This window comes from Bacillus sp. SIMBA_008, from assembly GCF_046535495.1.
Lineage (GTDB): Bacteria > Bacillota > Bacilli > Bacillales > Bacillaceae > Bacillus > Bacillus subtilis.
In genome coordinates, this window is sequence record NZ_JAWRWL010000003.1 from 630,979 (window position 1) to 644,192 (window position 13,214).

Annotated in this window: 16 protein-coding genes; 3 read left to right on the top strand and 13 right to left on the bottom strand. The window is 45.0% G+C overall.

The window, feature by feature from the left end; all coding sequences use genetic code 11:
- Positions 1-36 precede the first annotated feature (36 nt).
- The 8 genes from glyA to spoIIR form a co-directional block, all read right to left on the bottom strand.
- The gene (glyA, locus tag SB658_RS13790) at positions 37-1,284 is read right to left on the bottom strand and encodes a serine hydroxymethyltransferase (protein ID WP_003227669.1); all 1,248 of its coding nucleotides are present in this window, start codon (positions 1,282-1,284) and stop codon (positions 37-39) included.
- Between the two features lie 206 nt (positions 1,285-1,490).
- Positions 1,491-2,033, bottom strand: coding sequence for a TIGR01440 family protein (locus SB658_RS13795; protein ID WP_029318713.1), 543 nt, complete (start codon positions 2,031-2,033; stop codon positions 1,491-1,493).
- 12 nt (positions 2,034-2,045) lie between these two features.
- Positions 2,046-2,495, bottom strand: a complete 450-nt coding sequence (gene rpiB / locus SB658_RS13800; protein ID WP_003221910.1) for a ribose 5-phosphate isomerase B — start codon at positions 2,493-2,495, stop codon at positions 2,046-2,048.
- Positions 2,496-2,651: 156 nt separating this feature from the next.
- Positions 2,652-3,104: a protein arginine phosphatase PrpB gene (gene prpB, locus SB658_RS13805; RefSeq protein WP_014481190.1), complete on the bottom strand. Its 453-nt coding sequence runs from the start codon at positions 3,102-3,104 to the stop codon at positions 2,652-2,654.
- A 75-nt stretch (positions 3,105-3,179) separates the two neighbouring features.
- Positions 3,180-3,737 carry a manganese efflux pump MntP gene (locus SB658_RS13810; protein ID WP_003227661.1) on the bottom strand — a complete coding sequence of 186 codons (558 nt, stop codon included), beginning with the start codon at positions 3,735-3,737 and terminating at the stop codon, positions 3,180-3,182.
- 78 nt (positions 3,738-3,815) lie between these two features.
- The gene (locus tag SB658_RS13815; RefSeq protein WP_144500487.1) at positions 3,816-4,856 is read right to left on the bottom strand and encodes an L-threonylcarbamoyladenylate synthase; all 1,041 of its coding nucleotides are present in this window, start codon (positions 4,854-4,856) and stop codon (positions 3,816-3,818) included.
- Positions 4,857-5,012: 156 nt separating this feature from the next.
- Complete coding sequence (locus SB658_RS13820; protein ID WP_029726061.1) at positions 5,013-5,456, bottom strand: GNAT family N-acetyltransferase; 444 nt, start codon at positions 5,454-5,456, stop codon at positions 5,013-5,015.
- Between the two features lie 66 nt (positions 5,457-5,522).
- Positions 5,523-6,197: a stage II sporulation protein R gene (gene spoIIR / locus SB658_RS13825; protein ID WP_003227654.1), complete on the bottom strand. Its 675-nt coding sequence runs from the start codon at positions 6,195-6,197 to the stop codon at positions 5,523-5,525.
- A gap of 140 nt (positions 6,198-6,337) precedes the next feature.
- On the opposite strand from spoIIR, the gene SB658_RS13830 reads away from it, so the two are divergent.
- Positions 6,338-6,700 carry a UPF0715 family protein gene (locus SB658_RS13830; RefSeq protein ID WP_014478265.1) on the top strand — a complete coding sequence of 121 codons (363 nt, stop codon included), beginning with the start codon at positions 6,338-6,340 and terminating at the stop codon, positions 6,698-6,700.
- 16 nt (positions 6,701-6,716) lie between these two features.
- Here SB658_RS13830 and SB658_RS13835 read toward each other — a convergent pair whose 3' ends face one another.
- From SB658_RS13835 to prfA, 3 genes are read right to left on the bottom strand one after another with little or no spacing between them, the layout of a single operon-like run.
- Positions 6,717-7,004, bottom strand: coding sequence for a DUF5316 family protein (locus tag SB658_RS13835; RefSeq protein WP_003244050.1), 288 nt, complete (start codon positions 7,002-7,004; stop codon positions 6,717-6,719).
- A 59-nt stretch (positions 7,005-7,063) separates the two neighbouring features.
- Positions 7,064-7,930: a peptide chain release factor N(5)-glutamine methyltransferase gene (prmC, locus tag SB658_RS13840; RefSeq protein WP_003227647.1), complete on the bottom strand. Its 867-nt coding sequence runs from the start codon at positions 7,928-7,930 to the stop codon at positions 7,064-7,066.
- A gap of 1 nt (position 7,931) precedes the next feature.
- Positions 7,932-9,002: a peptide chain release factor 1 gene (prfA, locus tag SB658_RS13845; RefSeq protein ID WP_003227645.1), complete on the bottom strand. Its 1,071-nt coding sequence runs from the start codon at positions 9,000-9,002 to the stop codon at positions 7,932-7,934.
- Positions 9,003-9,127: 125 nt separating this feature from the next.
- Between prfA and gloA2 the strand changes: the two genes are divergently transcribed.
- Together gloA2 and racA are read left to right on the top strand one after the other, a co-directional pair.
- The gene (gene gloA2, locus SB658_RS13850) at positions 9,128-9,514 is read left to right on the top strand and encodes an SMU1112c/YaeR family gloxylase I-like metalloprotein (protein WP_003227644.1); all 387 of its coding nucleotides are present in this window, start codon (positions 9,128-9,130) and stop codon (positions 9,512-9,514) included.
- A gap of 121 nt (positions 9,515-9,635) precedes the next feature.
- A complete protein-coding gene (gene racA / locus SB658_RS13855; protein WP_021480817.1) occupies positions 9,636-10,190 on the top strand; it encodes a chromosome-anchoring protein RacA in 555 nt (184 codons plus the stop codon).
- A 33-nt stretch (positions 10,191-10,223) separates the two neighbouring features.
- Here racA and SB658_RS13860 read toward each other — a convergent pair whose 3' ends face one another.
- A complete protein-coding gene (locus tag SB658_RS13860; protein ID WP_003242497.1) occupies positions 10,224-11,183 on the bottom strand; it encodes an AEC family transporter in 960 nt (319 codons plus the stop codon).
- 81 nt (positions 11,184-11,264) lie between these two features.
- The gene (malS, locus tag SB658_RS13865) at positions 11,265-12,962 is read right to left on the bottom strand and encodes an oxaloacetate-decarboxylating malate dehydrogenase (protein ID WP_003244309.1); all 1,698 of its coding nucleotides are present in this window, start codon (positions 12,960-12,962) and stop codon (positions 11,265-11,267) included.
- Positions 12,963-13,214: the final 252 nt, after the last annotated feature.

Below are 13,214 nucleotides of genomic sequence, written 5' to 3' on the forward strand. Positions count from 1 at the left end.
ACCCGCCGGGCATAAGCCCAAGCGGGTTTTAGGATCTTAATAATCTAATTCTTTATATAAAGGAAATTTATCAGTCAGAGCAGCTACACGCTGTCTTGCTTCTTCAAGTTTTCCTTCGTCTTCGTGGTTTTTCAATGCAAGCGCAATGATAGCACCGACTTCTTCTAATGCGTCTCCGTCAAAACCGCGGCTGGTTACAGCAGCTGTCCCAAGACGGATGCCGCTTGTTACGAAAGGTTTTTCAGGATCATATGGAATCGCGTTTTTGTTAGACGTAATACCGATTTCATCAAGTACATGCTCCGCAACCTTACCAGTCAGTCCGAGCGAACGAAGATCAACAAGGATAAGGTGGTTGTCTGTTCCGCCTGAAACGAGCTGGATGCCCTCTTTCGTTAAGGCTTCAGCCAGACGTTTCGCGTTTGAAATGACGTTTTGTGCATATGTTTTGAAATCGTCCTGCAATACTTCACCGAATGAAACAGCTTTTGCGGCAATAACGTGCATCAGCGGGCCGCCTTGAATTCCAGGGAAGATCGATTTATCAATTTTCTTGCCAAACTCTTCACGGCAAAGGATCATACCGCCTCGAGGACCGCGAAGTGTTTTATGTGTTGTTGTTGTAACGAAATCAGCGTAAGGAACCGGGTTTGGATGAAGGCCTGCCGCAACAAGTCCTGCGATATGTGCCATATCCACCATGAAGTAAGCGCCGACTTCATCAGCAATTTCACGGAATTTCTTAAAGTCGATTGTACGAGGATACGCACTTGCTCCTGCTACGATAAGCTTCGGTTTATGAGCGAGGGCTTTTTCACGCACGTCATCGTAATCAATATATTGAGTTTCTTTATCTACGCCGTACTCAACAAAGTTATATTGAACACCGCTGAAGTTGACTGGGCTTCCGTGTGTTAAATGGCCGCCGTGGGAGAGGTTCATCCCAAGTACAGTATCGCCTTGCTCCAAAATCGTGAAGTACACTGCCATGTTTGCTTGTGCGCCTGAATGAGGCTGAACGTTTACATGCTCCGCTCCAAAGATTTCCTTCGCGCGGTCACGGGCGATATCTTCAACGACATCGACGTGCTCGCATCCGCCGTAGTAGCGTTTGCCCGGATATCCTTCTGCGTACTTATTTGTCAAAACAGATCCTTGTGCTTCCATAACCGCTTCACTTACAAAGTTCTCAGAAGCAATCAATTCGATCTTAGTCTGTTGGCGTTCACGCTCATTTTTAATGGCGTTAAACACTTGTTCGTCTTGCGCAGGTAAATGTTTCATCAGCGAGATCCTCTCCTATCCGTATCCTGTTCTTTGTTTTTACCATCACTATTGTACATGGTTTTTAAGGCCGATGTAAAAGATTATTTTTAAAAAATCTAAATTTTTATTGGTAAAAACGAATATTAATAACTTAAATTTAATTTAAAGTTCGGAATTTATTTCACTGTCTTAAAATAAAAGAAAAGACTGGCTATGCAGTCCTTTCATTCGCACTCATAAACCGCCCGCACTCCGCCGATTAGTTTCGGCCGTGTACGCGCCAATGTCACATGAGCTGAACCGAGGCTGTTTTGAGAGACACGCACAGGGACAGCCACCGGCTTCAGATGCATGCCGATAAACGTATCGCCTATATCAATTCCGGCGTCAGCCTGAATGGCTTCAACAAGAACAGGAGACTTCATCTGCTTAAACGCATAAGACGCCATCGCTCCGCCCGCTTTTGGAACGGGCACGGCAGAAACGGTTGGAAGCCTGAACAGCTTGGCTGTTTCTGCTTCGACGACAAGCGCTCTGTTTAAATGCTCGCAGCATTGAAACGCCAGATGGATTCCCGTTTTTTCCCGGAGCTCAGCAAGTCCGCTGTAGATGCTTTCAGCGATATCTACACTGCCCGATGTGCCGATCCGGCTGCCGGCCACTTCGCTCGTGCTGCATCCAAGGACGAAGAGCTGATCTTGTTTCAATTCCGCTTGGTCCTGAAACTCAGACAGCATCGTCTTCCACGTTTGTTTCAACTCATTCATTAAACAGCACCCCTACAGGTTTTTCTCTTCATAATCTGAGATTTTTCCAATACGCGTTTGGTGTCTTCCCCCGGTAAACTCAGTAGTCAGCCAGATTTTTGCGATTTCCCGAGCCAAACCAGGTCCGATCACCCGTTCACCCATCGCAAGGATGTTTGTGTCATTATGCTCCCTCGTCGCCTTCGCGCTGAAGGTATCGTGCGCCAGCGCGCAGCGAATCCCTTTTACTTTATTAGCGGAAATGCTCATGCCGATGCCTGTCCCGCAAATTAAAATGCCTCTGTCAACTTCGCCGCTAACCACTTTTTCGGCCACCGGAAAAGCATAATCCGGATAATCGACAGAGCCGCTGCCGCAGTCACAGCCCATATCAATATATTCAATTTGCAATTCGTCCATTAACTCTTTGATTTCATTTCGAATGTGAACGCCGCCATGATCCGATGCAATGGCTACTTTCATCTGCTTTTCCTCCCAGCGTGTGTGATGCGGCCCGCCCGCTTTATTGACCGCGCAGCCTGTCCGCTCTTTGATTCACACCATATGATGTGCTTTTCACTATATTCTACTCCTTCACGCAGGATTTGCAAATGACCTGTTTACAGATTTTCTGACAACTTATCTGCGGTCTTTTTTCAGCTGTTTTGCCAGCTGCCGAAGAAGCTCTTCAAGCTCATCTCGCGTTTGTTTATAGATGTCAATTGAGCCGCCGAACGGATCGATGACATCACCATGGCTGCCTGTGACATATTCTTTTAACGTAAACACTTTATCACGATAACGTCCAAATTGGCTGGCAATGATCTGTTTGTGCTGATGGGTCATAGCAAGAACCAAATCAGCCGATTCCATAAGTTCTTCCGTTAATGGAGAAGACACATGATTAAGGGCAATGTGTTTTTCAAACAGCGCTTCGACTGCATGAGGCGTCGCTTTCCCATTAGGTGAAGCAAACACGCCTGCCGAGCGGACATTGACATTCAGCCCTTCCATTTCTGCAATTGATTTAAAAAGCGCCTCAGCCATTGGGCTGCGGCACGTATTTCCAGTACAGACAAAAATAATATCCATGTCAGTCACCCCTTATTTTTCTCTATTATATATGAAGAAAAAAGAAACGGCGACTTCGTTTCTTTTATTGGTATATTAAATTGGCAAAAGCAGCTTTAATCCAAACACGATTAATATGATGCCCCCGAGCGCTTCGCTGTATGTGCCAAGCCATGACTGCACTTGTTTTCCGACCAGCAGGCCCAGCCATGTCAACATCATGCTGAACAGCCCGAACAGGGTAATTGTGAGGAGCGGATGCGAGCCGTATATCCCCAAGCTCAAGCCGACGGAAAAGCTGTCAAGGCTGACGCCGATGGCAAACAGCAATAAGCCCGGCCCTGCCGGTGACATGAATCGTTCTTCTGACTGTTTAAAAGAGGCCATAAGCATTTGAACCCCAAGAACAAAAAGCAACGCCCCACCGATATAAACCGCTAACACGCCGAGGAGCCCTGACAGCATGTTACCGGCCGCCATCCCTGCGAGAGGCATGATGACGTGAAAGAGGCCGATGATGAAACCAATATAGAATATCTGCTTCTTTCTAAGTTTGACCATGCCCATTCCAAGGCCGACAGAAAAAGCATCCATCCCTAAAGCAAACGCCATGATGCTTAATGTAATCAGTTCGCCTATAAACAAATCCGACATACATAAATAACCCCCTTGGACACGCCCCGCTTTTTTAGCCTATGCGTGTCCAAAAAGGGTTAGAACATCTGACTGCTTTCAGCGAATCACTCTTCCTCCGGCGGCTTTCATCAGCCTGTTCATAATAGCAAGACCGACACCTGTATCCGGAAAGGATTCCGCTATAATGAAATCCACCTTATTCTCATCAAAGCTGCGCAAAGCATCATACAGCCCTGCCGCAACAGTCTCAAGCTGAGCCCGTCTTCCGCAGCTCTTCACATAATCAGCGGAATAAACGCCCGCGTTTTCTTCTGTCGTCAGGACACCGACCCGTCTTCCGCCCTGTTGATATTCTTGAATGAGGTGCTGAATGCGCTCTGGGCTGCCTTCGCAAATGGCAAGAGGCGCTGTCGGCGCATAATGTGTATATTTCATCCCTGGAGAAATCGGCTTCTCGTTTTGGTCGCTGAGCCCTTTATCCACATGAATCGGCCCGATCACGGCCTCAATTTGTTCCTTCGTAATGCCGCCCGGACGCAGGAGAACAGGGATGTCGTCCGCACATGAAAGCACGGTTGATTCGACCCCGATTCCGGTAGGGCCTCCATCCATAATACCGGCTATGCGGCCATCCAAGTCGTGTGCCACATGCTCTGCTTTTGTGGGACTTGGCTTGCCTGATAGATTGGCGCTCGGTGCTGCAATCGGCAGTCCCGATTCGCGAATCAATGCAAGGGCAAGCGGATGATCCGGCATTCTAATGGCAACCGTTTCAAGACCTGCCGTTACACGAGGTGAAAGCGCACCAGGTTTGCAAGGCAGTATGAGCGTAAGTGCTCCCGGCCAAAACCGTTTCATCAATGTTTTCGCCTTTTCCGGCGCTGGGCCCGTTAAATTCTCAAGCTGGCTGATATCCGCAATGTGGACAATCAGGGGATTATCGCTCGGCCGCCCTTTCGCCTCATATATTTTTTTGACGGCATCCGTATTTTTTGCGTTTGCGCCTAGGCCATATACTGTTTCTGTCGGAAAGGCAACGACCTCATTTTCTCGGAGCAAAGCGGCTGCTTGTGCAATTTGTGGATCATTTGTGGATAACTCGTCAGTTACATCCACAAACCATCTTTTCGTTTTCATTTCTGACCAAACTCCTTATTCACAACAATAAAACGATTGTTTTACGCGTGTAATCCTTTTGAAAGTATAAAAGATGTCCTGTAATAAAACAAGCGTTATCCACAAATTGTGGACAACGCTAATAAAGAAGTGGATAAGTATGTGTATAAACTGCACTTATCCAGACGCTTTTTTCATCAAAACGGCCCCTTCTGTTTGCCGCGATTCACAGAAGTGATCAGAAGAAAACAGCTCCTCCGGTACACTTTCAGCTCTTTCAAAACCCATGGCCGTCAGAAAGTCCGCAGAGGAATGCTGATTCGCTACTAGGTACACGGTTTTGATCTGATGCTTTTCGCACAGCACCTCCATGCTTTGAAAAAGCGTGACGATGTGGCCTTGGTGAAGCTTGTCCGATATGACAAGTGATCGCAGCAGCCCCTGGTCACAGCTGATTTTTTCAATACCGAGGCATCCGGCAATGTTTTTCTCACTGTCCTCCAGCATAAGAAATTGAGTGAAGCCTTCTTTCACGCCTTCATAGCTGGTTTTCGCCTGTTTTAAAAATTCCTCGAGCACATCTCCGTCTTTTTCCCTTGCCACCCGCAGTTGATAAAACATCCGTTCACCCCGTTTTTGCGTTCTTTCTTCCAATCTATGAGGCAAATCTATTTTTAGACCAGATGATTAGGAAAAAAGGTCGGAAATCCATTCGACTAAAAAGAATTTCACTTCTGTGCCGTCTTCTTTTTCTTCATTCTCTTCTTTTTTGGCTTTTTCCGCTTTAGCGGTTACGTCCTCAAGCACTTTTTCAGTCTGCTTTTTTGAGGCTTCTTTATCTTCTTGTTCTTTGACGGCTTCCCCGTTAGAAAAATCGAGAAAGCAGAGGGGCGGGAACAGCACACACCACCAGTTGGCGCCGTCTCCGTTTCCAAGCGTAATCAAAATCGCTTCATACTCACCGGCAGGATATACCATGTTGCCGTAAAGCTTTGTCGGAAACGAGATTTTGTCAAAATCAACGGATATCGACTGATTCGCTCCTTCTTTCTCCATTGTTTCCTTTGCAATTGCTTTGATTTCAGGCAGCTTTGAACGAATCACGCGACGCGCTTCTTCAATAGAAGTAATATCCTTTACCCAAGTTGTGATTTCTTTATTCACCGCGTCTCTTATATGACGTTTTAATTGCTGGTCTTGATCACTATCGCTGTTTGCCAATATTCTCAAACGAATCGCCTGATCCGGTATGACCACCGGCTGATTTTCCGATTTCTGTGCCGTCTCTTCTTTTGCCAGCCCTACGAGCGCTCCAGATAGTAAAAGAAAGATATATATACAAATGATTACTGTTTTTTTCATCGGTCCCCACCGTTCCTCTCCGTGCTTTGTTTCTAGCCCTATTATGGACAAGGAGAGCCGGGGGTAAACGTGCAGGGTGAAAAAAATCTAGCAAGCTGTTAATCTTATTTATGGTACGATAGTGTTTTAGGAGGTTTAAGATGAAATACAATTATACAGTGCTGTTATCAGCATTCACGATGTCCGTTCTTTATTCAGTAATTTATATTCATTCATTTATCATTGCCGCTCTCATCACAATGGCATTTTATTTTCTGTTTCCTTATTTGATCTTCGCACTGCCGCTTCAAATCATGATGAATAAAAAGCCGAAACGTTTCAGCCCTTTGTATCTGCTGTATTACCTTGCCGCTGCTTTTATTGCCAACGCGATCATTTTCGGCGTGCTTCAGCCTTCGGGACAATCTCTGTTTCAAAATACAGCCTTTTATCTTTTCGCTGTATTAACAGCTCTTATCTATTGGATATGGGATTCTGTTTTACTGCAAAAAAAGGAAGCCTAAGAGGCTTCCTTTTTTATTAAAACAAAATCGTCAGTAAATAACATAGAATGGAAGGTATCGCCGCAACAAAGAAAGCGGCCGCCATTTTCATGCGAGATGTACGGCCTTCTTTGGTTTCTGAATGGTAGTTTGCCCGCTGATCGCTTCCGCTTACAGCCAAACCCGATGTAATGATCGCGAGCCCCACTAAAACGAGAGACGCAACGCCAAAAATCGCTTCATATGAAAGAGCCTGCGGAAAAATGGTGCCAATCATGCTCTCAATCGCAATGAGCAGGATTCCTGCTGTCAGGGCCTTTTTCATGTTTACATCCCCTTTGCTGGTGTTAAACAGCTTGATCCATTCAATCGCCAGCAAGCTGCTTATTTATTTTTATGAATCAGAGCGCATATGGTTCTGTCTTTTCCATTAATATCTTTCAGCACTTCCACTTCCGCCCCCTTAAACGCCTTGAGGATCAGGTCTTTGACCGCCGCTCCCTGTTTCCAGCCGATTTCAAAAACGACAAATACTTTATCCTTCATAACAAGCGGAATGTCTTCCATAAACCGCTTATAAAATTTCAGCCCGTCTCCGCCATCGGTGAGTGCGTGCAGCGGCTCATGAAAACGGACAATTTCCGATAAATCAGCCATTTCTTCCTCTGAAATATATGGCGGGTTTGAGACAATGATATCCGCTTTTTTTCCCGCCTTAATAAAAGGCTCAAGCAGATCGCCCTGATAAAAGCGCACATTCGCTCCGAGTTTTTCTGCATTGGCAGAGGCGACTTGCAGCGCCTCTTTCGAAATATCGACCGCCGACACAGAAAAGCTTTGGTTTTCAAGCGCAAGCGTGACGGCTATTGCACCGCTCCCTGTACCAACGTCAACAACTTCGAGCTTGCCGTCTTCAGAAAAAACACTCCGATATTTTTCAAGCAAATGAAAGACAACTTCTTCAGTTTCCGGCCGCGGGATCAGCACATCATCATTCACCATAAATTCCCGTCCATAAAAAAACTCTTTTCCTATAATGTATTGAACCGGCACGCCCTCTTTATGCATCTCAACGTGACGCTTAAAGCGATACAGTTCGTCTTCACCAATCGGTTCCTGTAAGCTTGCGAGCAGCTTGCTTCTCTCCATTCCGGTATCATAAAGCAATAGGAGCTCGGCCGCATTTTCTTCTCTTCCCGCTTCGGTTAAATAAGAAGAAGCCCATTTCAGGGCTTCGAATATCGTCTTCATCTTAACCTTCCGACTGCTGAAGCTTGCTTGCCTGATCTTCAACAATCAGCGCTTCAACCACTTCGTCAAGTTTTCCTTCAAGAATCTGATCAAGCTTTTGAATCGTCAAACCGATTCTGTGATCCGTCACACGGTTTTGCGGGAAGTTGTATGTGCGGATACGTTCAGAGCGGTCACCAGATCCGACTGCTGATTTCCGTGTTTGATCATATTCAGCCTGGGCTTCCTGCTGAAATTTATCATAGATTCTGGCACGGAGAACCTTCATTGCTTTTTCTTTGTTCTTAATTTGAGATTTTTCGTCCTGGCATGATACAACAACACCTGTCGGCAAGTGAGTCAGACGAACCGCAGACATTGTTGTGTTAACGCTTTGTCCGCCCGGTCCGCTTGAAGCAAACGTATCGACACGGATATCCTTCTCATGAATGTCAACCTCTACCTCTTCTGCCTCAGGAAGACATGCTACTGTTGCAGTGGATGTATGGATGCGTCCGCCTGATTCTGTTTCCGGAACACGCTGTACGCGGTGGGCGCCGTTTTCATATTTGAGTTTAGAATACGCGCCGCTTCCCGTAATCATAAAGATGATCTCTTTGTAGCCGCCCGTTCCGGTTACATTCGCTTCCATGACCTCTGTTTTCCAGCCTTGAAGCTCAGCATAACGGGAATACATTCTGTACAGGTTGCCCGCGAATAAAGCGGCTTCCTCGCCTCCCGCAGCCCCGCGGATCTCCATAATAACGTTTTTGTCGTCATTAGGATCTTTCGGGATCAGGAGCACCTTCAGGCGTTCGGACAGTGTTTCCGTTTCCTTCTGAAGTTCAGAAATCTCTTCCTTCACCATGTCGCGCATCTCAGCATCCAGCTTCTCTTCAAGCATCGCTTTTGCATCAGCCAGCTGTTCTGACGCATCTCTGTATTGTCTATATACGTCAACTGTTTCTTGTATATCAGATTGCTCTTTTGAATATTCTCTTAGCTTTTTCGGATCGTTGACTACTTCTGGATCGCTCAAAAGCTCATTTAATTTCTCGTATCGTTCTTCAATTGATTTTAAACGGTCTAACACGGTCTTCACCTCTGTTTTCCTGTGCGTAACATTCTCATTATAGTATAGTGATTAACCCCAGTCAAAAGCATTTCAATCCCATCTGGAAAAGCTCCCTCTGCTATACTGGAATTCGAGGAGGGATGATGTTGCTGAAATCCATACATCATATTGCAATCATATGTTCAGATTACGAAAAGTCGAAAGCTTTCTACGTACATAAGCTTGGTTTTCAGGTGATTCAAGAAACGTACCGCGAAGAGCGCGGCTCCTATAAGCTTGATTTGTCGCTTAACGGCTCGTATGTCATTGAGCTGTTCTCGTTTCCCGATCCGCCCGAACGACAAACCCGGCCTGAAGCCGCAGGCCTGCGCCACCTCGCCTTTACAGTCGGCAGCTTGGATAAAGCGGTTCAGGAGCTTCATGAAAAAGGAATCGAAACAGAGCCAATCAGAACAGACCCGCTGACCGGCAAACGTTTCACCTTCTTTTTTGATCCTGACCAGCTTCCATTAGAACTGTATGAACAATAACAGTTTTTGAAGAAAAAAAGGAGATACCCACTTTCTTTGCCGAATCTTTTCTTGTTTTGTCTAACGGGAAGGGAACCTCATTCTATGGTCGAATACCTAGCTTAAAAGGAGGTATGGGATCATGAATACAAATATGGTAGCAAGTGAACTCGGCGTCTCCGCAAAAACGGTGCAGCGGTGGGTGAAGCAGCTGAATCTTCCGGCCGAACGCAATGAGCTCGGACACTATTCGTTCACGGCAGAAGACGTGAAGGTTCTAAAATCCGTTCAAAAACAAATCTCTGAAGGCACGGCGATTCAGGATATTCATCTGCCGAAAAGCGCTAAAAAGCGCACAGGCTTCCTTGTCCAAAAAACAAATAGCGACACAGAACGAAGAATCGAGCAGCTTGAACAAAAGCTGGACACCCTTTTACAGCAAAGGCAGGACGAAAGCGAATTGATGGCAAGGATGTCGGAACTGGAACGCCAGCTGAAACAAAAAGCCGATGAAGGTGTATCTTACCAGCTGCTTCAGCACCGCAGAGAAATCGATGATATTCTTGCAGATCTGCAGTCACTGACCTCACAAATGAAAGAATTCACCGCTCAGCCGATCCCCGAGACCGCTGCTGCTTCTGAAAAAACCAAAACGAGAAAAAAACCGCTGCTGTCACTGTTCAAATTTCAAACCTAAAGCAAAAAGCTCCCGTAAAGGGAGCTTTTTTTGTTACGCAGTAAGCGCGATAATGATTGGAAGTGAAATCAATGACAGAATCGCACTGACCACAAACGCAGTTGCAGTTTCTTCTTCTTGTTTCTCGAAACGAGTCGCAATCATGGCTGCAACGGCAGAACCAGGGAATGCAACAAGAAGGATTGCTTTTGTTGTTTGGTCAGCTGGAAGTCCGATAGCAAGAGCAATCAGGAACATTAACGCAGGCTGAACCGCAACTTTTAGTAACGCAATACCGATAGCCGGCATACTGAGTTTAATTTTACGAATACCAACGGTAACACCGACAGCAAAGAGAGCAACACCAGATGTTGTGCTTCCAAGCTGATCAAGCATTTTAACACCCAGCTCAGGAAGAGTGAAATTGAAAACCAGCACTAAGATCATACTGATTAACGGAGCAGCTGCAAGCGGCTCACAAAGACCATGCAGGATTGATTTTCCTGTCATCTTCCAGAAGCTGTCGCCACTCTCTTCGTTTTTCTTAGAAGACTCACCAACAGTAGCGATAATGATCGCGAGCGGATCAAGAATCGCGTTAACCACGATACCTGTGACCGCGATCGGAATCGCAACTTCATTCGCTCCGAATAAGCTTCCCAATACCGGGATACCCATAAATGCGAATGTCGGCTGTGCAGAGTTCAAAGAAAATACAGATGAGTTCGTTAAATCATACTTGAAAATAAATCTGCAAACCAAAAGAATGATGATATAGAAACCAACAATCCCAATAATTAAAGAAATCATTAAAGGTACTTGTGATAAAAATTCACTTCTGGAAGTTGTCAAAATACCAGCGATAAAGTGAGCTGGAAGTGCGTATTTCGTTACTAACGTACTTACCCCTTTTGCCGACTTGGCATCATAACTTCCAAAATGTCCTGCAAACCAACCCAGCACGATAACAAAGAAGATCGGCGCCAGGAGGATTAAGATATCTAAGATGCTCAAAATATTCTCCTCCAAATCCTATGTCCGTATACTTTAGCTTTACAAAAAGCTTTCCCTCGGACAGAAAAATTTACTCGCTAATTATTTCGCGATGACTTTTTTGTATTCAGGTGTCCACATTGCATCAAGTACCGCTTGTTTCACATCTTCAGGCTGACGATTTGCCACGCCGTCTTTAATTGCTGCTTCAGCAACGGCAATCGCAACTTGGATAGAAACCTCTTGAAGCTTATCAATGCTTGGAAGCAATCCTGCTCCAGGTGTTTCAAGATCAACCATTTCAGCAATCGCATCAGCAGTTGCAGCAAACATAGCAGGTGTAATGATACGCGCTTCAGCTACAATTGAACCAAGTCCAAGACCAGGGAACGCGAATGCGTTGTTAGATTGTCCGATTTCATAAGAAACACCGTTGTATTCTACATTGTCAAATGGGCTTCCTGTTGCAATAAGCACTTTTCCGTCAGTCCATTTGAACAGATCTTCAGGAACAGCTTCAGCAAGGTGAGTCGGGTTAGACATCGGCATGATAACCGGACGGTCTACGTGAGATGCCATTTCTTTTACAATTTCCTCTGTGAATGCACCTGAAACCCCTGAAGTACCAATCAAGATCGTTGGTTTCGCTTGACGAACCACTTCATCGAATGGAATTTGACCTTTTTCATCGCGCTTCCAGTCTTTCACTTCATCCGCATTGCGAAGGTAAGGTTTTTGGAAATCAAGGATGCCTTCGATGTCTTCAGTCAGCAAGCCTCTGTAATCAAGTGTGTAGAAACGTTTGTTAGCTTCTTCTTCAGATAATCCGGCAAGCACCATTGTGTCACGGATTTGGTCAGCAATACCGATACCAGCAGAACCAGCACCGAAGATAACAACACGCTGATCTTTAATAGAAGCGCCGGTTTTCTTCATAGCGGCAAGCACACCTGCAAGTGTAATCGCGCCAGTACCTTGAATATCATCATTAAATGTCAGGATTTCATGATTGTATTTTTTCATGATGTTACGTGCATTTTTGTTGCCAAGGTCTTCCCAGTGAAGAAGCGCTTTAGGGAAGAATTTCAATGCAGCTTTTACATAAGCGTCAATGAAAGCTTCGTAGCGTTCACCTTGAACACGTTCATGCTTGTTACCAATATATAAAGGATCGTTTAGAAGTTTTTCGTTGTTCGTACCGACATCAAGCACAACCGGGATAACACGGCTAGGGTCAATACCAGCTGCAGCAGTGTAAACAGCCAATTTACCGATTGCGATATTAATACCGCCTACACCCCAGTCACCGATACCGAGAATGCTTTCCGAGTCAGTAGCAACGATAAGATCAATATCGCCTGCTGTCGCATGAAGGTTTTCAAACGCTTTTTCAATACCGTCAATATTATCGATTGACAAGTAGATTCCTTGAGGTCTTCTATATTCATGGCTGTATTCCTGAATCGCTTCACCAACTGTTGGCGTGTACACAACAGGAAGCATTTCGCGAAGATGGTTTTTCAGCAATTTATAGAAAAGAACTTCGTTACGGTTTGCAAGATCACTTAAGTAAACATTTTGACGAAGGCGGTCAGGCTGCGCTTGGAATTGCTCGTACGCGCGTTGTGCTTGTTGATCAAGAGAAAGTACAGTTGGCGGCAGAAGCCCTTCTAAGCCGAGTTCTTGTCTTTCTTCTAGTGAAAAAGCAACGCCTTTATTTAAAGTAGGAATAGATAAAACTTCTTTTCCTCTAAGAGTTGTTTCTAAGTGGCCTTCTTTCGTTTTTTTTATGTTATTCAAGCAAATCTCCTTCTTTCTTGAAATAGTTAACCAAGTTAAGTAATAACCCATCTAAAATATGACCGATCATGATCTTTATGCGACTTTGTGACAATTATTCGAACAATGTCTCAAAACTATTTACATTACGTAAGCTATTGTATGCCTGTCAAAATCAAAATTCAAGGGAAGAAAATTACTTAATTTTTTAATATACTTATTTAAATTTTTTAATTGAATATTATCAGAATATAAAAAAAACACCGGTGTTTT